This window comes from Micromonospora sp. NBC_01699 (assembly GCF_036250065.1).
In the GTDB taxonomy this organism is placed as follows: Bacteria; Actinomycetota; Actinomycetes; order Mycobacteriales; family Micromonosporaceae; genus Micromonospora_G.
In genome coordinates this window covers 3,793,566-3,814,513 of the sequence record NZ_CP109199.1, presented here as the reverse complement: position 1 = coordinate 3,814,513, position 20,948 = coordinate 3,793,566, and the positions used below count along the sequence as shown (strand labels likewise).

Genomic DNA, 20,948 nt, shown 5'->3' with positions numbered 1-20,948 from the left:
GCACCGGCGGGTACTGCAAAAAACCTGCAAACAGCAGCTCTTGCATTCGAGGAAACCGCTTTCCTAGGATTGTGTTTCATAGATGTTTCATCCTGGGGCCGGGCGGGGGCCGGTCGCTGCGCAGGTGGTGCCAACGCCGCCAACCCGCCCGGACGACCTCGGATCACTCCACCACGACCGTGAGTGGAGCGGTTCCGTGTGCGTCGCCGACGCCCGGAACGCGACCGGAGGCGCCGGCACGACGGCGGAGCGGGCGGGGTACGCGGTCACGGTGACCAGGTACCGCCCGACATTCGACGACGAAGTGAGGCGAGATGAGACGACCAGTCGCACTGCGACTCCAGGCAGCGCTGGCCACGGCAGCCGTCGGGGCCGCGATCGGTGTGGCGCTGCCGGTACCCCGGGCGTCGGCGGCGGCGGGCAGCGCCACCGGCTACGCGACCCAGAACGGTGGGACCACCGGCGGTGCGGGTGGGCAGACGGTACGGGCCAGCACGGGGACCGCGATCCACACGGCACTGTGCGGTCGGGCCAGCAGCAGCACCCCGATCGTCATCGAGGTCGAGGGGACCATCAACCACGGCAACACCGGCAAGGTGTCGGGCGGCAGCTGCAACACCGCCGCCGGTGTGATCGAACTCAAGCAGATCAGCAACGTCACGATCATCGGGGTCGGCGGCGGCGCCGTCTTCGATCAGTTGGGCATCCACATCCGTGAGGCCAGCAACATCATCATCCGGAACGTGACCGTGCGGAACGTCAAGAAGTCGGGCTCGCCCACGTCCAACGGTGGTGACGCCATCTCCATGGAGAGCGACGTCCGCAACGTCTGGGTCGACCACACCACCCTGCTGGCCTCCGGCGGGGAGTCGGAGGGGTTCGACGGCCTCTTCGACATGAAGGACAACACCCAGTACGTGACCCTGTCCTACAGCATCCTGCGCGACTCCGGCCGTGGCGGCCTCATCGGGTCCAGCGAGAGCGACCGCTCGAACGGCTTCGTCACGTTCCACCACAACCTGTACGAGAACATCGACTCCCGTACGCCCCTGCTGCGCGGCGGGATCTCCCACATCTACAACAACTCGTACGTGAGCCTCAACGAGTCCGGCATCAACTCCCGGGCCGGGGCGCGCGCCAAGGTGGAGAACAACCACTTCCGGAACTCCAAGGACGTCCTGGGCACCTTCTACACCAGTGAGGCCGGCTACTGGCAGGTCAGCGGCAACATCTTCGACAACGTGACCTGGTCGGCCCCGGGTGGCGACATCAATCCCGCCGGCCCCGACCCGCAGTCCAACACCACGGTCGGCATCCCGTACTCCTACAGCCTCGACGGGGCGAGCTGCGTGCCGGACATCGTCCGCCAGACGGCCGGCGCCAACACGGGTCTGCGAGAGTCGAACGGCAACTGCTCACCGCAGACGCCCACGCCGACGCCGACCAGGCCCACGCCGACGCCGACCAACCCGACCCCCACACCGACCAACCCCACGCCGACGCCGACCAGCCCGACCCCGACGCCGACCCAGCCCGGCGGGACCAACCTCAGCATCGGGGCCAGCTCCGACGGCTCCAGCAAGGCCAGCGGGACGGGCTACGGCGACGTACGCGACGGCAATCTGGGCACTCACTGGTCGCCGGCCGGCTCGACCGGTTCCATCTCGATCAAGTGGGCTTCCGCGACCGCGGTGTCCAGGATCAACATCCGGGAGGCGGCGGGCTCGGTGGGCAGCATCGGCTCCTGGCGGGTGATCAACCACGACACCGGCGCCGTCCTGACCTCGGGCAACGGGGCGGGTGTGATCACCTTCCCCCGGACCTCGCTGCGCAAGATCACATTTGAGATCACCGGCTCGACCGGGACACCGAAGGTCGCCGAGTTCGAGACCTACGCCGGCTAGGTCCTCGCCCGCGGATCTGGTCGGTCCGGTTTTCATGATCTCGAAGGGTCTGGCCGGTCAGAACGCGCCACACTCTTCGCGGGTCATGGGAGCGCGCACCCACCGCCGGCCCCGGTCCACGACCGGGGCCGGCCGATCCCGGTCCCGTGCTCAGCCGGGCGCCGATCCGTCCGGATGCGGGTCGCCGCCCGTCGCCGGCTGGCCGGTCCCGGCCCGCCGCCGCCGGACCCGCCGCACCAGGACCAGCGCCAACGCACCGAGTACGACCACCGGTGATCCCGCCATCAGCAGCCCGCCGGGACGGGACCGCTGGTCGTCGTCGGGCCGGACGCCGGCGGTTCCGGCGGCCCGCGCCGGTACCGGCGGCTGCGGGTTGAGCTGTCCTCGGGCGACGAGCTGACCGACGCTCGCGCCGCTGGGCAGGCCGAATCCCCAGTCGAGCAGCGCGGCGCCCTGCTGCCAGCCGGCGAGCGGGGACGCCTCCGCGCCGAGCAGGGTGACCAGCAGCGTACGGCCGTTTCGCTGGGCGGCACCGACGAAGCTGTGCCGGGCCAGGTCCGTGTAGCCGGTCTTGCCACCCAACGCGCCCGGGTAGCGGTGCAGCAGCTGGTTGTCGTTCCAGATCGGGTAGCCCTTCGTGTTGTTCGCCGCCTGGGCGGGGACCTGGGCGATCTTCGTCGCCGCGTACCGCCGGAAGTCGTCGCGGGCGAAGCAGGCGCGGGCGATCAGCGCCACGTCGTACGCGCTGGTGTACTGGCCGGGGCCGTCCAGGCCGGACGGTGTGGCGGCATGCGTCTGGTACGCGCCGAGCTGCCGGGCCTCGCTGTTCATCGTCGCGACACCGCCGGTCAGCCCATCCGGTCCACCACCGAGCCGGGCCAGTACGTTCGCCGCGTCGTTGCCCGAGTTGAGCAACAGCCCCAGCCACAGCGTCTCGACCGAGTAACGCCCACCCTCGACCAGGCCCACCGCCGAGCTGCCCGGCTCGAAGTCGAGGTCCGACTCGGTCACCTCGATCACGCCGGCCGGGTCCAGCCGTGGCATCACCGCCGCCGCGAGCAGCAGTTTCTGCACGCTGGCCGGTACGCCGTACTCGTGCGGACCGCAGCCGCCGAGTACGGCGCCGCTGTCCAGGTCGGCCACCAGCCAGGAGGTCGCGCTGACCCGTGGCGGTGCCGCCGTGTCGGGTGGGGTCACCAGTCCGGCGGTCGCCAGGTCGGCTCCACCGATCGCCGCGTGGACCGGATCGAGCGGCGGTGGCGCGGGTCGGGTCGGCCGGGCCACCGGCGGGGTCGGCGCCGGGCAGGGGCGGTTCGCCGTGCCCGCCGCCGCCGTGATTGGCGTACGTTGTGCCGCCGCCACGGGCTGCCCCGCTGCCGGCGCTGCGGCCGTTGCCACCGATGGCAGCACCAGCACGGCACTGGCTACTCCGAGTACCAGCAACCCTCGGGTCATACTTCGGAGCGTAACCTCGACCACCCGTACGGGTGACGGGTTCGGGTGGGAACGGGAGCGTTCTTCACGTACTCCGGCGAGCGCGGTCAGCGGGTCAATGGCTTGCCGATCCCCGGCACCGGTTCCACGATCGGGTCATGCTCCGATCAGAGGTCACGGTTTCGTGCACGGCTACTACGACGACCCGCGGTTCCGTGGCCTGGTCGAGCGCGTCCTGGTCGGTGGGGTGCACAGCAACGCCGATCCGGCGCGGCCCTTCTTCACCAGCGCGTACTTCCACCGTCCGGACGAGGTGGCCGGCGAGGTGACGGACGCGGGTCTGCTGGTCGAGCGGCTGGTCGCGGTCGAGGGCCCGCTCTGGCAGTCCGGTTCCCGGCTGGACGAGATCCTCGCCGATCCGGAGCGGACCGAGCTGATGTTGGAGATGCTGCGGCGGGTCGAGGAGGAGCCGAGCCTGCTCGGGGCGAGCAGTCATCTGCTCGCGGTGGCCCGCCGCCGGTAACCGCCCGCGTCCCGGCAGAAAAACAACACAACCAGACATCGGTACGGCGGCCGCGAGCCGTGTCGCTCCTAGGCTCGCTCGAATCACACCTCCGCAGGTCGGATCGGATCCATTCGCGGGGTGATATGTCCCAGATCACCTGGATCGAGTCATGTAGATGACGAGAAAGTTACGACCACGTGTTGACTGGCCACAGAAACGGGCGTAAACAAAAGCAAAGCCAACACGAGCAAGCGGGTGAAACGCGGATGTACGCCGAGGAACGCCAGCAGGAGATCCTGCGTACCGCCCGGGCGGACGGGCGGGTCGACGTGATGGCGCTCGCCGAGGGCATGAACGTGACCGCCGAGACGATCCGCCGGGACCTGACCGTGCTGGAACGGGCCGGGATGCTCCGCCGGGTGCACGGCGGGGCGATCCCGGTGGAACGGATCGGATTCGAACCGGCGCTCGCCACCCGGGACGCCGTACTGATCGCCGAGAAGGAGCGGATCGCCAAGGCCGCCCTGGCCGAGGTGCCGGACGAGGGGGCGATCATCCTCGACGCCGGCACCACCACCGCCCGGCTGGCCCAACTCCTGCCCACCGACCGCGAGCTGACCGTGGTGGTCAACTCGCCGGTGCTCGCCGCGACGCTCGGGCCCCGGCCCAACATCAGCGTGCTGCTGCTCGGCGGCCGGGTCCGGGGCAAGACCCTGGCCACGGTGGACGACTGGGCGCTTCGCCCGCTCGCCGAGATGTACGTCGACGTGGCCTTCATGGGCACCAACGGCTGTTCGGTCGAGCGGGGGATGACCACTCCGGACCCGGCCGAGGCGGCGGTGAAACGGGCGATGATCGCCGCCGCCCGCCGGGTGGTGCTGCTCGCCGACCACACGAAGATCGGCAACGACTACCTGGCCCGGTTCGGCACGGTCGCCGACCTCGACCTGCTGGTCACCGACAGCCGGCTCGACGAGGAACTGGCCGACGAGGTCGAGGCCGCGGGCGTCCGGGTGGTCCGGGCATGATCGTCACGGTCACCCTCAATCCCAGCCTGGACCGCGCCATGGAGATCGGCGCGCTGGTCCGCGGCGAGGTGATCCGGGCCGCGTCCGCGCACCTCGATCCGGGCGGCAAGGGGGTCAACGTCTCCCGTGCGCTGCTGGCCAACGGGGTGGCGTCACGGGCCGTGGTGCCGTGCGGCGGGGACGAGGGGGCCCAACTCGTCGCGCTGCTCCGGGCCGAGGGAGTCGACCTGCTCGCGGTGCCGATCGCCGGGCGTACCCGGTCGAACATCACGCTCGCCGAGCCCGACGGCACCGTGACGAAGATCAATGAGTCCGGGCCGGTGCTCGCGGCGGACGAGTTCGCCGCGGTGACCGACGCGGTGCTGGCCGCGGCCGCCTCCGCCCGCTGGGTGGTGGCCTGCGGCAGCGTCCCGCCCGGCCTGCCGGCGCGGGCGTTCGGTGAACTCTGCGCCCGGCTGGTCGCCGCCGGGGTACGCCTCGCGGTCGACACCAGCGGGCCGGCCCTGCGGGCCGCGGCGCAGGCCGGCGCCGCCCTGGTCAAGCCGAACCGGGAGGAACTCGCCGAGGCCGTCGGCACGCCGCTGCGTTCCCTCGGTGACGTGGTCGACGCCGCGCAACGGCTGCGCGGCTGGGGCGCCGGCGCGGTGCTGGCGAGCCTCGGTGCCGACGGCGCGGTGCTGGTCGACGACCACGGTGTGGTCACCGGCGAGTCGCCGGTCGAGTTCCCGCGCAGCACGGTCGGTGCCGGCGACGCGCTGCTGGCCGGCTTCCTGGCCGCCGGTGCCCACGGACCGGAGGCGTTGGCCGAGGGCCTGGCCTGGGGTGCGGCGGCGGTCAGCCTGCCCGGCAGCCGGATGCCCGGCCCGGACGACCTGTTCCGGCACACCGTACGGCTGCATTCCCGGCCGGACCTGGTCCGGCCGCTGATCGCCGGGGGATGAGACGGCCATGGCCGCCCGCGCACCCACCGACGAACACCCCCACCCGCCAGCCATCCGCTGCGAAGGAGTCCCCTCATGGCCGTCTCATACACCCCCGAGGTCCAGGGAGCCGGGTTCAAGGCCCGGGTCCAGCGGATCGGCGGCCATCTGGCCGGCATGGTCATGCCCAACATCGGCGCGTTCATCGCCTGGGGCCTGATCACGGCACTGTTCATCCCCACCGGCTGGTTGCCCAACGAGCACCTGGCCCAACTCGTCGACCCGATGATCGGGGTGCTGCTGCCGGTCCTGATCGGATACACCGGTGGTCGGCTGGTGCACGGCCAGCGGGGTGCGGTGGTCGGCGCGGTCGCGACGATGGGCGTCGTGGTCGGGGCTGACGTACCGATGTTCCTCGGCGCGATGATCATCGGTCCGCTGGCGGCGTACCTGCTCAAGCTCTTCGACGGGCTGGTGCAGGACCGGATCAGACCCGGCTTCGAGATGCTGGTCGACAACTTCTCCGCCGGCATCATCGGCGGTGGCCTCGCCCTGATCGGGGTCTGGGTGATCGGCCCGGTGGTCGAGCAGCTCACCACCTGGGCCGGCAACGCGGTCGACTGGCTGATCGGGAACAACCTGCTGCCGCTGGCCTCGGTCCTGGTCGAGCCGGCCAAGGTGCTCTTCCTCAACAACGCGATCAACCACGGCGTACTCAGCCCGCTCGCGGTGGCCGAGGCGCAGGAGACCGGTAAGTCCATCCTGTTCATGATCGAGTCGAATCCCGGCCCCGGTCTCGGCCTGCTCGCGGCGTTCCTCGTCTTCGGGCCCCGCAGCCTGCGACCGAGCGTGCCGGCGGCGATGATCATCCAGTTTCTCGGCGGCATCCACGAGATCTACTTCCCGTACGTGCTGATGAAGCCGCGGTTGATCCTCGCCGCCATCGCCGGTGGCGCGACCGGCGTCGGCACCTTCATGGTCACCGGGGCCGGCCTGGTCGCCACCCCCTCGCCGGGCAGCATCTTCGCCTACGCGGCGGTCACGCCCAAGGGCGGCTGGTTCGGCGTCTTCCTCGGCATCCTGCTCGCCGCCGCAGTGTCCTTCGTGGTCGCCTCGGCCCTGCTCGGCTTCGGTCGGCTCAAGAGTGACCAGGAGGCGGCCGAGACCGACGAGGCCGCCGCCGAGGGACAGTTGCCCGAACCCCGGCAGCCGGCCGCCGACGCCAGCCCGGCCGCGCCCCGTACGGCGAACGCGGAAGGCTGACCGACCCACCACCGGAACGAACGAGAGGGGTGCCCGCCATGGGCAGCATCAACGGTAGGGACGTCCGCAAGATCGTGGTGGCCTGCGACGCCGGCATGGGCAGCAGCGTCATGCTGGCCAGCCAACTGCGCCGGCAGCTGAAGAAGTTCTCGGTCACGGTCGAACACACGCCGGTCAACTCCATCCCGGCCGACGCCGACGTGGTGGTCACCCACACCGGACTGGCCGCGCGGGCCCGGGCCAGCGCCCCGGACAAGATCATCGTGCCGTTCCAGGTGTTCCTCGGCGACCCGGCCGTGACCAGGGTGGTCAAGGCGATCGAGAAGGGCGACGAGATCAGTGGCTGACAACCTCGCCGAACTGCTCGCCCCCGAGGCCCTACGCCTGCACGAAACCGCCGCCGACCGCGACGACGCCATCCGCCGCTGCGGGCGGGTGCTGGTCGAGATCGGCGCGGCCGACCCCGCGTACGTGGACACCATGCTCGCCCGCGAACGCTCCGTGCCCACCTACATCGGCGAGGGGGTCGCCATCCCGCACGGCACCCTCGCCGGCAAGGACCTCGTCCACCGGGACGCGCTCGCCGTGCTCCGGTTCCCCGAGCCGGTGGACTGGGACGGCCAGCCGGTCAGCGTCTGTGTCGCGATCGCCGCCCGGGGCGACGGGCACGTCGAGATCCTGGCCCGCCTCGCCGACATCCTGCTCGACCCCGACCAGGCCCGCGAACTGCGCGAGGCGACCAACCCCGACGACGTGCTGCGCCTGTTCGCGGCGGCACGGGAGGACAGCAACCCATGAAGGTCGTTCGTTTCCACGCCCCCGGTGACGTACGGATCGAGGACGTCCCGGAACCCAGCCCGGGTCCCGGCGACGTCAAGATCCGCGTACGCGCCTGCTCCACCTGCGGCACCGACGTCAAGATCTCCAAGTTCGGGCACCACCACATCCACCCGCCGAGGGTGATGGGACACGAGATCGCCGGTGAGGTGGTCGAGACCGGGGCGGACGTGACCGGCTGGGCTCCCGGCGACCGGGTCCAGGTCATCGCCGCCATCCCCTGTGGTCGGTGTGCCGAGTGCCGGCGGGGTCGGATGACGGTCTGCCCGAACCAGGAGTCGATGGGTTACCACTACGAGGGCGGGTTCGCACGGTACCTGGTCGTACCGGCGAAGGTGCTCGCGGTCGACGGGCTCAACCGGATCCCGGACGGGGTCGACTTCGCCTCGGCATCGGTCGCCGAACCGCTCGCCTGCGTCCTCAACGGCCAGGAACTCGCCCGCGTCGGCACCGGCGACGACGTGGTGGTCATCGGCTCCGGCCCGATCGGCTGCCTGCACGTACGGCTGGCCCGCGCCCGTGGCGCCGCCCGGGTGTTCCTGGTCGACCTCAACCGGGCCCGGCTGGACCTCGCCGCCGACCTGGTCGGCCCGGACGCGGCGATCTGCGCCGCCGAGGTCGACCCGGTCGACGAGATCATCAAACTCACCGACGGCCGGGGCGCCGACGTGATCATCACCGCCGCCGCCTCGGGCGCCGCCCAGGAACAGGCGATCGGAATGGCCGCCCGGCAGGGCCGGATCAGCTTCTTCGGCGGCCTGCCGAAGGACAACCCGATCATCTCCTGCGACTCCAACCTGGTGCACTACCGGGAACTGACCATCGTCGGGGCCAACGGCTCAAGTCCCGCGCACAACGCCGAGGCCCTGCGGCTGATCGCCACCGGGGCGGTCCCGGTCGTCGACCTGATCACCCACCGGCTCCCACTGGACCGGGCGATCGACGCCTTCGGCATCGTCGCCCGGGGCGAGGCCATCAAGGTCACCATCGAGCCCTGACCCGGACCGCCGGGTTTCAGGAGGGGGAGGCATCATGCCCACGCGTACGGTCACCGTCGGATCCGCCAGCGGCCTGCACGCCCGTCCGGCGGCCCTGTTCGTCGCCGCCGCGACGGCACAGCCGGTCCGGGTCACCATCCGGGTCGGTGACAAGCGGCCGGTACCGGCCAACAGCATGCTGTCGGTGCTCTCCCTCGGCGCCAAACGGGGCACCGAGGTGGTCATCGAGGCCGAGGGGGAGGGCGCCGAGGCGGCCCTGGACACCCTGGCCGACCTGCTGGTCCGCGACCTCGACGCCGAGGAACAGGCCGATGCCTGAGCCGTCCGGCCCGCAACCACTGCGCGGCATCGGGGTCAGCCGGGGGGTGGCCGGCGGGCCGCTGATGTGGGTCGGCGCGGTCCCCACGCTGCCCCCGCCGGCACCGGTCACCGACCCGTCGGCCGAGGCCGACCGGGCGGTCGCCGCACTCGCCGAGGTGGTCGTCGAACTCGGCCGACGCGCCGACCGGGCCCGCGAACAGACCGTCGCCGACGTGCTCCGGGCCCAGGCGATGATGGCCGACGACCCGGTCCTCGCCGACACCGTACGCGAGGAGGTGGCCGCCGGCCGGGACGCGCCGCACGCCATCGACACCGCCTTCGCCACCTACCGGACGGCGTTCGAGGCGGCCGGTGGCTACCTCGCCGAACGGGTCGCCGACCTCGACGACCTGCGCGACCGGGCGGTCGCCGTCTGCCTGGGACTGCCGATGCCCGGGGTGCCCGCACCCGGCCACCCGTACGTGCTCGCCGCCCGCGACCTCGCCCCGGCCGACACCGTGGACCTGGATCCGGAGCAGGTCGTCGCGCTGGTCACCGAGGTCGGCGGCCCGACCAGCCACACCGCGATCCTGGCTCGCGCGCTCGGGCTGCCCGCGGTCGTCGGCGTCGCCGGCCTGCGCGAGCTGACCGAGGGCGACCCGGTGCTGGTCGACGGCGGCAGCGGCCTGGTCGAGATCGGTCCGGACGCCGCCGCCCTGGCCGCCCGCCGGTCCGTCGCGGCGACGACCGCCGCCGGTGCGACCGGGTCCGGACCGGGCCGCACCTCGGACGGGCATCCGGTCGCCCTGCTCGCGAACGTCGGCTCGGCCCGCGAGGTGCCCGGCGGCGACGACGCGGAGGGGGTCGGGCTGTTCCGGACCGAGCTGCTCTTTCTCGACCGCACCCGCGAACCCGACGTGGACGAGCAGGCGGCGGCGTACGGGAAGGTGTTCGCCCGGATGGACGGCCGCCGGGTGGTGATCCGCACCCTCGACGCCGGGGCCGACAAGCCGCTGCCCTTCCTGCGCCAGCCGGAGGAACCGAACCCCGCGCTCGGGGTCCGTGGGCTGCGGGTGGCCCGGCGGCAGCCGGCGGTGCTGCGTACGCAGCTCGCGGCGATCGCCCGCGCGGCGGCCGACACCGGCGCGGACGTGTGGGTGATGGCCCCGATGGTGGCCACCCGCGCCGAGGCGGCCGATTTCGCCGAGGCGGTCCGCGCCGCCGGGCTGCCGAAGGCCGGCGTGATGATCGAGGTGCCGGCGGCGGCGCTGCGCGCCGGGCAGCTCCTGGAGGTCGTCGACTTCCTCAGCATCGGCACCAACGACCTGAGCCAGTACACCTTCGCCGCCGACCGGCAGTGCGCCGACCTGGCCGAGTTGCTCGACCCGTGGCAGCCGGCGCTGTTGCAGCTCATCGCCGGCGCGGCGGCGGCCGGGCGGTCGGCCGGCAAACCGGTCGGGGTGTGCGGTGAGGCCGCCGCCGACCCCCTGCTCGCGCCCGTCCTGGCGGGCCTCGGCGTCACCAGCCTCTCCATGTCCGGACCCGCCCTGTCCTGGGTACGGGCGGCGCTGGCCGAGCACACGTTCGCCGACTGCGAGCGGTTGGCGAAGCTCGCCCTCGACGCCGACGACGCCCGACACGCGCGGGCGCTCGCCGGCAACGCCTGACCGCCCCGGTCACGGCGACCGGACCAGCCAGGGCTGCACCACCTGTTTCCACAGGTCGGGGCGTTCGTGGTGCAGCCAGTGTCCCGCCTCGGGCAGGCAGATCACCCGGCTGGCGCGATGCTGGCGCAGCTGCTCCTCCACCTCCGCGCGGGCCCGGTCGCGGTGCAGTGCCAGCACCGGCTGCCGGCGGCGGGTCAGCCAGGCGTCGCTGCCGGGCCGGAAGCGCATCCCGTCCGTGGCCTCCATGTGTGCGCGCAGCATCCGGGCCCGGACGAAGCCGGGAACCCGGGCCGCCTCCCGCCAGTGGCGCTCGCGCAGCTCCGGTGGCGTGTGCGGCCCCTCCAACCCGGCCAGCGTCGTCCGGGTCAGCGCCTCCCCGGCCGGGGAGGCGAGCCGTTCCAGCCACTCCCGCGACGGTCGGGCACCCGGGTCGCCCGCGTAGTCCGGGCTGATCAGCACGAGCGCGTGGACCGCCGCCGGCTGGTGGACCGCGACCACGGTCGCCAGCGACGCGCCGTACGAGTGTCCGACCAGGATGACCGGGCCCGGGTCCAACTCGGCCAGCAGCCGCTCGACGTCACCGGCGAGTTCGTCGAGGGAGTACGTGCTGTCCGGCGCCGGTGAACGGCCGTGCCCGCGCAGGTCGACCGCGATGGTGCGGCGGTGCCGGCGGAGCGCGGGCAGTTGGAGATCCCAGGTACGCGAGCTGCCGAGCCAGCCGTGCAGCAGCACCGCCGGCAGCGCCCCGCCGCTCGGGTGCTCGGCCGGGTGGTCGGTGTACGCGAGGTGTGGATAGCTCACATCGGTCGCCCTTCAAGAAACGATCTTCGCCAAGATAGTTGACACACAGATTATTGGTTCACACACTGTCCGGTGTGGTGTGTACCGATCACTGGAGGGCGACATGGTGACCAAGGACGCGACGCGGGGGGCCCTCGACCGGACGAAGAAGCTGGCACTTCTCGTACTCTGTGCCCAGCTCTTCCTCGACTCGATGGACGTCTCGCTGATGGGCGTGGCGCTGCCGCAGATCCAGCGTCAGCTCGATCTGCCGGAGAGCACGTTGCAGTGGCTGATCTCCGGCTACGCGGTGGCGTACGGCGGGTTCCTGCTGCTCGGCGGCCGCGCGGCGGACCTGTTCGGGCGGCGGCGGGTGTTCCTCGTCGCGACCGCCGTCTTCGCGGTCGCCAGCCTCGCCGGCGGGTTCCTCTCCGACGGCACGGCCATTGTGATCACTCGGGTGATCAAGGGAGTCGCCGCGGCGTTCATCGCCCCGGCCGCGCTCTCGATCATCATCACCACGTTTCCCGAGGGGCCGCAGCGCAACCGGGCGATGGCGGTCTTCTCCCTGACCGGTGCCAGCGGTTACAGCGCCGGCCTCGTGCTCTCCGGCGTACTGACCGAGGCAAGCTGGCGCCTGACGTTCTTCGCCCCGGTGCCGGTCGCGCTGCTGGTGCTGCTGCTCACCCCGAGGGTGGTACGCCGGGACGAGCCGTCGACCGGTGAACGGCGCGGCTTCGACCTCGCCGGGGCGACCACCGTCACCGCCGGCCTGCTGCTGTTCGTGTACGCGCTGACCCAGGGGCCACGGATCGGCTGGCTCTCCGGCGGCACGCTCCTCATGCTGACCGCCGCCGTCGCGCTGCTCGTGGCGTTCGTGGTGATCGAGCAACGCCAGGCCAACCCGCTCGTGCCGCTCGGCGTCTTCCGTACCCGATCGCTCGGCGCGGCCAACCTGGTCGGCCTGTTCTGGGCCTGCGCGACCATCGGTTGGCAGTTCGTCGCGGTGCTCTACCTGCAACAGACCCTCGGGTACGGCGCCCTGGAGGCCGGGCTCGCCATCCTGCCGATGGGCCTGTCGATCCTCGTGGTGGTCAACTTCGCGCCCCGTCTGATCGCCCTGCTCGGTCTGCGGTGGCTCGCCGTGCTCGGCATGCTCGTGCAGGGCGCGGGAATCCTGCTGTTCCTGCGCGCCGACGCCGACAGCGGCTATCTGACCGTGCTGCTGCCCGCCCTGGTCGTGCACGGCATCGGCAACGGCCTGTCCTTCCCCGCGTTCAACATCGCCGGTGTGAGCGGTGCGACCGAGGGGCGCCAGGGCCTGGCCGCGGCGCTGATCACCGCGTCGGTCCAACTCGGCGGCGGACTCGGCGTGGCGGTGCTGGCCGCGCTGCTCTCCGCCGCCGGACCGGGCCAACTGGTCGGCTTCCACCGGGCGTTCCTGGTGGCCGGTGTGTTCTCGGCCGTGGGCGCGGTGATCGCCGCGGTCGGCCTCCGCCCGCAACCCCCGACGGTGGAAACCCGCGTCGAGTCCGAAGACGACCTGGCGCTTTCACTGGGCGACAGTGAGGCGTTGTCCGCCTCCGGTCCGGACCCGACAATCCGACCGTGACCTCAGCCGGCAGCATCCTCCCAGCGATCGCCAACCCGCCCGCGCCGCCCGACGCCCTGCTCGACGTCGAGGGCCTCCAGGTGAGGTACGGCCGCGGCGGCCGGCAGGTGCACGCCGTGCGCGGCATCTCCCTGCGGCTGGGCCGAGGCGAGTGTCTGGCCATCGTCGGCGAGTCCGGCTCCGGCAAGACGGCCACCGCCCGCGCGCTGGTCGGCCTCGCCGGCCCCGGCGCCCGGGTCACCGCGGACCGGCTCGACCTCGACGGGCAGGACCTGCGCCAGCTCAGCGAGCGGCAGTGGCGGCGGACCCGTGGGCGGCGGCTCGGGTTCGTCTTCCAGGACGCGCTGGTGTCGCTGGACCCGCTGCGCCGGGTCGGCGACGAGGTCGCCGAACCGCTGCTGGTGCACCGGCGGGTCACGGCGCGGGCCGCACCCGGACGGGTGCGCGAACTGCTGGCGGAGGTCGGGGTACCCGACCCCGACCTTCGCGCCCGCCAGTACCCCCACCAGCTCTCCGGCGGCCTGCGCCAGCGGGCACTGATCGCCTCCGCGATCGCCGCCGACCCCGATCTGCTGGTCGCCGACGAGCCGACCACCGCGCTCGATGTGACGATTCAGGCCCAGGTGCTCGACCTGCTGCAAACCCTGCGGCAGCGGGGCATGGCGCTGCTGCTGATCAGCCACGACCTCGCGGTGGTCGCCCGGCTCGCCGACCGGATAGCGGTGATGCGCGACGGGGAGGTGGTCGAGTCCGGCCCGGCCAGCGAGGTGCTCGGCGCGCCCCGGCACCCGTACGCGCGCTCGCTCGTCGCGGCCGTGCCCGGCCTCGACCCACCACCGCCCCGACCGGCGGTGACCGGTGCGCCGATCCTCACCTGCACCGGTCTGGTGAAGCGGTACCCGACGCCCGGTGGCGAGCGGGTCGACGCGGTCCGGGACGTCTCGCTCTCGCTGCGGCCCGGCGAGACCCTCGGCGTGGTCGGTGAGTCCGGGGCCGGCAAGAGCACCCTCGCCCGGCTCATCCTCGGCCTGACCGAACCGGACGAGGGCGAGGTGCGCTTCGACGGACCCTGGAGCGGGCTGCCCGAGGCCGCCCGCCGCCCCCGCCGCCGCGAACTCGGCGTCATCCACCAGGACCCGCTCAGCTCGTTCGATCCGCGCTTCACCGTGGAACGGGTCATCGGCGAGGCGCTCGGCGCGGTCGGCGTACCGGCTCGACAGCGCCGATCGGCCACCGTGGACCTGCTGGAACAGGTGGGGCTCGGCCCGGAACACCTCGGCCGGCGGCCGTTGCGCCTGTCCGGTGGGCAGCGGCAGCGGGTGGCGATCGCCCGCGCCCTCGCCACCCGGCCGCGCGTACTGCTCTGTGACGAGCCGGTGTCCGCACTGGACGTCTCCGTGCAGACCCGCGTGCTCGACCTGCTCACCGCGCTGCGCGACCGGCTCGGCCTGGCCATGCTCTTCATCACCCACGACCTCGCCGTGGTGCGGCAGGTCTGCGACCGGGTGATCGTGATGAAGGACGGCCGGGTGGTGGAGTCCGGCTCGGTCGACGCCGTCTTCACCGCACCCCGGCAGCCGTACACGAAGGCCCTGCTGGCGGCCATCCCGCGCTGGTAGGCGGCGCTTTCACTGGCTGAAACACAACCGTGGACCGGGCCCACCGGGCGGGAGAGTCTGGCGCGGTGACCTTGACCTCTCCCGCCCGTCGCGCGGTGCTCGTCGCCGTCGTGACGTTGGCCCTTTCCGCATGCTCGAACGGCACGGCCGCCCCCACCGGGTCGGGCGACGCCGGCCCGCCGAGAAACGGCGGCTCGCTCGTCTTCGCCATCACGCCCGGCACGTCCTGCCTGAACCCGCAGGCGAGCCCGAACAGCACCACCACCGCCACCATCGCGCGGGCCATCGTCGACTCGCTGGTCGCCCAGGACGCCGACGGCCGGCTGTACCCGTGGCTGGCCGAGAAGTGGGAGGTGACCGACGGTGGTCGCGGTTACCTGTTCACCCTGCGCAAGGACGTGAAGTTCCACGACGGTACGCCGTTCGACGCGGCCGCCGTGAAGGCCAACTTCGACCACATCGTCCGCCCCGAGACCAAGTCGCAGTACGCGGCGAGCCTCTTCGGCGGCGCGTACGAAGGCACCGAGGTCATCGACCGGCACACGGCCAAGGTGATCTTCTCCCGCCCGTTCGCCCCCTTCCTCCAGGCGACGAGCACCGCCAACCTCGGCATCCAGTCGCCGAAGGCACTGGCCGAGTTCGGCGACAAGCTCTGCGCCGGCGGCGAGTACACGGTGGGCACCGGCCCGTTCCGAGCCGAGCGGCACATCAAGAACCAGGGCGTCGAACTCGTCCGCAACCCGGACTACGCCTGGGGACCGGACATCGAGGGACGCAAGGGGCCGGCTCACCTCGACCGGCTCACGTTCCGTTTCCTGCCCGAGGAGACCGTCCGGGTCGGCGCGCTCACCAGCGGGCAGGCGCAGGTCGCCGTCCTCCCGGTCACCTCGGTCGGCCGGGTGAGCAAGGACCCGTCGTACGCGTACCACCAGCGGCGCCAGCCGGGGGAGTCGGACAGCCTCTTCCTCAACACCAGCCGGGCACCGTTCGACAACGAGGGCGTACGCAGGGCGTTCCTCCGCGCGATCGACCTCGACCCGATCATCAAGGGCGTCTACTTCGGCGTGTACGAGCGGGCCTGGAGTCCGTTGAGCCCGGCCACGCTCGGGTACGAGCCGTCGCTGGAGGGGAGCTGGAAGCACGACCGGGCCGAGGCCGAGCGGCTGCTCGACGCGGCGGGCTGGACCGGGCGGGACTCCGCCGGATACCGGACCAGGGACGGTCGGCGGCTCACCGTCGAGTGGCCGTACCTGGACCAGAGCGCGCAGGCGAACAGCGTCGGCGAGGCGATCCAGGCGGACGTGAAGAAGGTCGGCATCGAGCTGGTCCGCCGCTCGATCGACACCGGCACGTACTGGGACCTGCTGCACAACGGCCGGTACGACATCTGGCAGATCGGCTACGTGCGGGCCGAGCCGGACGTACTCACCGGGTTCTTCCTCTCCACCAGCCTGCCGAACTCCGGCGGTCAGAACGCGGCCCGGGTCGGCGATCCGCAGGTCGACGCGTGGCTGCGCGAGGGCGCGGCGAGTACCGACGAGGCGGCCCGCGTCCGGGCGTACCAGCAGGTGCAGCGGTGGGCGGTGGAGAAGGCGGTGGTGCTGCCGCTGGCCGTGACGGCCACCACCGTGGGCGCCAGCCGCTCGGTGCAGGGGCTGGCCTTCGACGCGGACGGTCGGCCACTGTTCACCGGCGTCTGGCTGACCACGTCGTGATCCGTACGATTCTCTGGAAGGTCGCCTCGGCGGTCGCGGTGCTCTGGGGCGCCGCGACCGTGTCCTTCCTCACCCTTCACCTGGTGCCCGGCGACCCGGCGAACGTGCTGCTCGGCGGGGCCGCCGCCACCTCGTCCGGGCTCCGCGAGCAGATCATCGCCGAGTACGGCTTCGACGACCCGGTGCCCGTGCAGTACCTGCGGTACCTCGGGAAGCTGCTCACCGGCGACCTCGGCCAGTCGTACCAGCAGCAGTTGCCGGTCAGCACGGTCATCGGTGAGCAGCTCGGCGCCACGGTCGAGCTGACCGTCGCGGCCACCGTCGTCTCGGTGCTCCTGGCCACCGTGACCGCGACGCTCACCGCCGGCCGGCGACGCCCCGGCGTACGCGGGCTGACCTCGGGGCTGGAGCTCTTCGCGCTCTCGATGCCCGCGTTCTGGCTCGGCACGCTGCTGCTCGCGGTCTTCTCGTTCCGGCTCGGGCTCTTCCCGGTGGCCGGTGACGCGGGACCGCGCGCCCTCGTGCTGCCGACCCTCACGCTGGCGCTGCCGATCGCCGGCATCCTCGCCCAGACCATGCGCGACGGCATGGACACCGCGCTGGCCCAACCGTTCGCGGTCACCGCCCGCGCGCGGGGGCTGGGCGAGCTGGCGGTACGCGCCCGGCACGCGCTGCGGCACGCCCTGCTGCCCGCGATCACGCTCTCCGGTTGGTTCGTCGGCAACCTGTTCAGCGGCACCGTCCTGGTGGAGAGCGTCTTCGCCCGCCCCGGTCTGGGGCGGGTCACGTTGGACGCGATCAACGGCAAGGACATTCCGGTGGTGGCCGGCGTCGTGCTGGTCTCCGCGCTGGTGTTCGTCGTGATCAGCGCGCTGTCGGACGTGCTGTACCGCGTCGTCGACCCGCGTCTGCGGAGCGCGTGATGGTGACGCGCCTCGGCCGCGGGTTCGGCTGGCTCGTACTCGCCATCATGCTGGTGGCGGCGGTCGCGCCGGGTCTGTTCACCGACCTGCCGGCGACCGAGCCGGATCTGGCCTCCGCGCTGCGTCCGCCGGACGGCACGCACTGGTTCGGCACCGACGAGCTCGGCCGCGACGTCTTCAGCCGGGTCGTCCACGGTGCCGGGTACTCGCTGCTGGTCGGCGGTGGCGCGGTCCTGCTCGCGACCACCGCCGCCACCGTGATCGGCCTGCTCGCCGCCTTCGGCGGAAACCCCGTCGACCGTACGGTGGTGGGGGCCCTCGACCTGCTCCTCGCGCTGCCCGGTCTGCTGCTGTCGCTGCTGGTCATCACCGTGACCGGCGCCGGTACGGTGAACGTGCTGATCGCGGTGGCGCTCGGCAGCCTGCCCGGCTTCGCCCGGGTGATCCGGGCGCAGGCACTGCTCGTCCGCCGGTCCGAGTACGTCGAGGCGGCCCGTTGCCTCGGCATCCGTCGCCGGGCGATCCTCTGGCGCCACGTGGTGCCGAACACCCTGGCCCCGCTGCTGGTGCTCGGTACGACCGGGGTGGGCACCTGCGTGGTCGCGGGCGCGGCGCTCAGCTTCCTCGGACTGGGCGCGCAGGCCCCCGCCCCGGAGTGGGGAACGATGATCTCCGACGGTCGGCACCTGCTGGACCAGGCGTGGTGGGTGGCCGTCTTCCCGGGTCTGGCCATCTCGCTGACGGTGATCCTGATGACGGTGCTGGGCCGGGATCTGGAACGCCACTTCGGCGCCGGCACCACCTGAACCGGACCGGAACCCGCCGCCGCGCCGGCTCAGCCGGCGCGGCGCGCGGGTAGCGGCGTACCGGCCCGCCGGGCGGCCTCGGCGGCCACCGACTCGCCCATCCGCACCGCCGCCATCCGCACCGCGTGGACGATGCGGGTTACCGCACCGCCGGGGCCCAGGTCGGCGACGATCGCCGCGACCACCCCGTCGGTCGGGTGGAAGACGGGGGCGGCCACCTGGGTCAGCCCCAGCCGGTGCTCCTCGCGGACCACCGCCACCCCCGCGTCGCGGACCTGGGCCAGTTCGCGCCGCAGCCCGGTCGGGTGGCCACGGTGTGCAGGGTCAGTGCCGGCAGTCCACCCCGGACGACCTCGTCGACCAGGGTCGGGTCGCCGAACGCGAGCAGGACCCGGCCGGCGCCCGTGGTGTGCAGCGGCAGCCGCGCACCGACCGACGGCGCGGCGTGCCCCGCGCCCAGCCGGGACAGCACCAGGGCCCCGGTGCCGTCCAACGCCGCCAGGTGTACGCCCGTACGCCCGCGCGCGAGCAGGTCCTGTAGATGCGGCTCGCCCAGTTCGCGGAGCTTGCGCAGGCACGGTGACGCGTTGCCGAGCAGCCACATCCGGGTGCCGATCCGGTACGACCCGTCCTGTGCCCGCTCCAGGCCGCCCCAGCTGACCAGCTCCCGTACCATTCGCAGCGCGGTTGGCATGGACAGCCCGCTGCGGCCGACGATATCCGTGAGCCGCAGCGACTGGCGCCCGCCGTCGAACGCGTCCAGCACCGCGAACACCTTGCTGGCCACACTGCTACCGTGCCTGGAGTTGTTGCCGGCCAAGGCCCACCTCGTCCCTGAAAAACCTACTTAACCCATCGGGTCGATAGGATTATACAGGCGCCGGTTCCCGGCGGCACGGGCGAGCGATGGGTCGCTCAGCCGGGGCGGCGGCCCCATGCGGTGAAGACGGCCAGCGAGAGGTCGAAGAACGCCGGGTCGGCCAGCTCCGCGTACGCCAGCTCGAACGCCTCGTCGGAGACCAGCCCACGCTCGACGATCGGCCGGCGGGACTGCTCCAGCGTCAGGCGCCACCATTCCGCCTCGTCGTCGCCGCCCCGTACCGGTTGGATCCGGGTGTCCACCTCGACGTCGACCAGTCCGGTACCGGCCAGCGGCAACGGCAGCGCGCGGGCCCACTCGGTGCGGGTGCCGACCGCGTCCTCAAGGTACGTACGGAAGGCCAGCATGACCTCCCGGTAGGCCGGGTGTGGCGACCCGGCGATCGGGAAGAACGCCGGCTCCTCCAGCACGAGCACGCCACCGGGCGCCAGCCAGGAGACCAGCCGGGAGATCGCCCGGTCCTGGTCCGGCAGGTGGACCAGCACGTACCGCATGTGGATCAGGTCGAACGAGCCGGGCGGGAAGTCCTCGGTGTACATGTCGTGGCGCAGCACCCGTACGCCGAGGTCGGCGAGGTCGCCGAGGAAGCTCACGTCGAGGTCGGTGGCGGTGACCCGGGCACCCCGTCCGGCCAGCCAGCGGGCCACCGAACCGGCGCCGCTGCCGATCTCCAGGCACCGGGTGTCCGGCCCGATGTCGAACGTTCCCAACCGTGCCTGGCTGTGCGGGTCCAGTACGGACTCCAGCAGGCGCAGGCGGTGCCGCTCGGTGTCGACGGCGTGGCTGAACACCCCGTCGCGGTAGCGCTCCTGGCGCCATTCGGTCTGAGTAGTCACTGCGCTTCTCCTTACAGCAGGGCCAGTACGCGGGCGGGTCCACCGGTGCCGCCCCGGTGCTTGGGCGCGCCGACCAGCAGCGTGGCGCCCCGGTCCGGCAGGGTGTCGAGGTTGGCCAGGCACTCCACGCCGTACTTGCCGGCGCGCATCAGCACGTGGTGGGTGTAGGGGTCGGCCGGTCGTACGCCGGTGTCCAGGCTCGGCCCGTCGACACCGACGCCGACGACCGAGCGCCGTTCGACCAGGAAACGCGCCGCCTCGACGCTCACCCCGGGGAACCGGAAGATCTGCGCCTCCTCGTCGACGTTGAAGAACGCGCCCGGTACGCGTACCCGGTCGGCCCATCCGGCGTCCACCGCGACGAACGCCCGCTCGGGCAACGCCCCGTTGCGCCGCTCCCACGTCTCGATGTCGTCGACGGTCAGCTCGGTGATGTTGTCCGCCGCGGCCCGGTCGCCGATCCGGATCACGCAGAGCGGGGCGATGAGGTCCTCGACCGCGATCTCGTGCACCGCCAGCCCGCCGTCGTCGAAGTGCAGCGGCGCGTCGATGTGCGTGCCGATGTGCTCGTTGAAGACCAGTTCGTTGGCGTTGTAGTCGTTGTCGGCGAGGCAGGCCAGCTGGATGATCCGGGGCGGCTTGACGTAGAGCTCGAAGACCGGCCAGTCCTCGTCGAGCACGTGGGTGAGATCCTGCACCCGGCTGATGCCGGAGGGTAGCGAGATCATGGGACTCCTTCCTGTGCATACCTCAGCGCGCCGCGATGCCCGGACGTGGGCGTGCGGGCAGGGGCGAAGGGGAGGAGGGCCGGCGGCGCGGTGCGGGCGCCATCCCGGCACACGACGGTGGGTGGACAGGCAGCCACGTTTACCGTCTTGGCAAAGATCGTCTACGGCGAGAATGCTTCGGCGGAGACGATCT

19 protein-coding genes and 1 pseudogene are annotated in these 20,948 nt (G+C 72.3%); 15 read left to right on the top strand and 5 right to left on the bottom strand.

The genetic code is table 11. The features are described 5' to 3' along the window. Positions 1-314 precede the first annotated feature (314 nt). Complete coding sequence (locus OG792_RS16685) at positions 315-1,904, top strand: pectate lyase family protein (RefSeq protein ID WP_329110645.1); 1,590 nt, start codon at positions 315-317, stop codon at positions 1,902-1,904. Between the two features lie 150 nt (positions 1,905-2,054). Here the strand turns inward: OG792_RS16685 and OG792_RS16680 are convergent, their stop codons facing one another. Next, complete coding sequence (locus OG792_RS16680; protein WP_329110644.1) at positions 2,055-3,359, bottom strand: D-alanyl-D-alanine carboxypeptidase family protein; 1,305 nt, start codon at positions 3,357-3,359, stop codon at positions 2,055-2,057. 163 nt (positions 3,360-3,522) lie between these two features. Between OG792_RS16680 and OG792_RS16675 the strand changes: the two genes are divergently transcribed. The 9 genes from OG792_RS16675 to ptsP all read left to right on the top strand — a co-directional run bounded on the left by OG792_RS16675 (position 3,523) and on the right by ptsP (position 10,856). Beyond that, positions 3,523-3,861 (top strand): hypothetical protein, encoded by a 339-nt coding sequence (locus OG792_RS16675; protein ID WP_329110643.1) that lies wholly within the window; start codon positions 3,523-3,525, stop codon positions 3,859-3,861. Positions 3,862-4,109: 248 nt separating this feature from the next. Beyond that, a complete protein-coding gene (locus OG792_RS16670) occupies positions 4,110-4,871 on the top strand; it encodes a DeoR/GlpR family DNA-binding transcription regulator (RefSeq protein WP_329110641.1) in 762 nt (253 codons plus the stop codon). Further along, positions 4,868-5,812: a 1-phosphofructokinase gene (gene pfkB, locus OG792_RS16665; protein WP_329110640.1), complete on the top strand. Its 945-nt coding sequence runs from the start codon at positions 4,868-4,870 to the stop codon at positions 5,810-5,812. Before OG792_RS16670 ends, pfkB begins: the two co-directional genes overlap by 4 nt. Before the next feature lie 75 nt (positions 5,813-5,887). Continuing rightward, complete coding sequence (locus OG792_RS16660) at positions 5,888-7,054, top strand: PTS mannitol transporter subunit IICB (protein WP_329110639.1); 1,167 nt, start codon at positions 5,888-5,890, stop codon at positions 7,052-7,054. Between the two features lie 38 nt (positions 7,055-7,092). After that, the gene (locus OG792_RS16655; protein ID WP_329110637.1) at positions 7,093-7,401 is read left to right on the top strand and encodes a PTS lactose transporter subunit IIB; all 309 of its coding nucleotides are present in this window, start codon (positions 7,093-7,095) and stop codon (positions 7,399-7,401) included. Then, on the top strand, positions 7,394-7,852 hold the full coding sequence (locus OG792_RS16650) for a PTS sugar transporter subunit IIA (protein ID WP_329110635.1): 459 nt from the start codon (positions 7,394-7,396) through the stop codon (positions 7,850-7,852). Before OG792_RS16655 ends, OG792_RS16650 begins: the two co-directional genes overlap by 8 nt. Further along, positions 7,849-8,889 (top strand): zinc-dependent dehydrogenase, encoded by a 1,041-nt coding sequence (locus tag OG792_RS16645; RefSeq protein ID WP_329110633.1) that lies wholly within the window; start codon positions 7,849-7,851, stop codon positions 8,887-8,889. The genes OG792_RS16650 and OG792_RS16645 overlap by 4 nt, the downstream gene beginning before the upstream one ends. Positions 8,890-8,923: 34 nt before the next feature. Then, positions 8,924-9,208 (top strand): HPr family phosphocarrier protein, encoded by a 285-nt coding sequence (locus OG792_RS16640; protein WP_329110631.1) that lies wholly within the window; start codon positions 8,924-8,926, stop codon positions 9,206-9,208. Then, positions 9,201-10,856, top strand: a complete 1,656-nt coding sequence (gene ptsP / locus OG792_RS16635) for a phosphoenolpyruvate--protein phosphotransferase (RefSeq protein WP_329110629.1) — start codon at positions 9,201-9,203, stop codon at positions 10,854-10,856. The genes OG792_RS16640 and ptsP overlap by 8 nt, the downstream gene beginning before the upstream one ends. Before the next feature lie 9 nt (positions 10,857-10,865). Here ptsP and OG792_RS16630 read toward each other — a convergent pair whose 3' ends face one another. Continuing rightward, positions 10,866-11,657, bottom strand: coding sequence for an alpha/beta fold hydrolase (locus tag OG792_RS16630; RefSeq protein ID WP_329110628.1), 792 nt, complete (start codon positions 11,655-11,657; stop codon positions 10,866-10,868). Positions 11,658-11,760: 103 nt separating this feature from the next. On the opposite strand from OG792_RS16630, the gene OG792_RS16625 reads away from it, so the two are divergent. The 5 genes from OG792_RS16625 to OG792_RS16605 all read left to right on the top strand — a co-directional run bounded on the left by OG792_RS16625 (position 11,761) and on the right by OG792_RS16605 (position 18,311). Next, positions 11,761-13,248 (top strand): MFS transporter, encoded by a 1,488-nt coding sequence (locus OG792_RS16625; protein WP_329110627.1) that lies wholly within the window; start codon positions 11,761-11,763, stop codon positions 13,246-13,248. Further along, entirely contained in the window at positions 13,245-14,867 is a 1,623-nt protein-coding gene (locus OG792_RS16620) for an ABC transporter ATP-binding protein (protein WP_329110626.1), read from the top strand. Before OG792_RS16625 ends, OG792_RS16620 begins: the two co-directional genes overlap by 4 nt. Before the next feature lie 65 nt (positions 14,868-14,932). Beyond that, positions 14,933-16,582: an ABC transporter substrate-binding protein gene (locus tag OG792_RS16615; RefSeq protein WP_329110625.1), complete on the top strand. Its 1,650-nt coding sequence runs from the start codon at positions 14,933-14,935 to the stop codon at positions 16,580-16,582. After that, positions 16,579-17,505, top strand: a complete 927-nt coding sequence (locus tag OG792_RS16610; RefSeq protein WP_329110624.1) for an ABC transporter permease — start codon at positions 16,579-16,581, stop codon at positions 17,503-17,505. The genes OG792_RS16615 and OG792_RS16610 overlap by 4 nt, the downstream gene beginning before the upstream one ends. Further along, positions 17,505-18,311, top strand: coding sequence for an ABC transporter permease (locus tag OG792_RS16605; protein ID WP_329110623.1), 807 nt, complete (start codon positions 17,505-17,507; stop codon positions 18,309-18,311). The genes OG792_RS16610 and OG792_RS16605 overlap by 1 nt, the downstream gene beginning before the upstream one ends. Positions 18,312-18,340: 29 nt before the next feature. Here the strand turns inward: OG792_RS16605 and OG792_RS16600 are convergent. The 3 genes and pseudogenes from OG792_RS16600 to OG792_RS16590 form a co-directional block, all read right to left on the bottom strand. Beyond that, positions 18,341-19,086: pseudogene (locus OG792_RS16600) on the bottom strand (IclR family transcriptional regulator). A 140-nt stretch (positions 19,087-19,226) separates the two neighbouring features. Next, positions 19,227-20,027, bottom strand: coding sequence for a methyltransferase domain-containing protein (locus OG792_RS16595; RefSeq protein ID WP_329110622.1), 801 nt, complete (start codon positions 20,025-20,027; stop codon positions 19,227-19,229). A gap of 11 nt (positions 20,028-20,038) precedes the next feature. Then, a complete protein-coding gene (locus OG792_RS16590) occupies positions 20,039-20,755 on the bottom strand; it encodes a cyclase family protein (protein ID WP_329110621.1) in 717 nt (238 codons plus the stop codon). Positions 20,756-20,948: the final 193 nt, after the last annotated feature.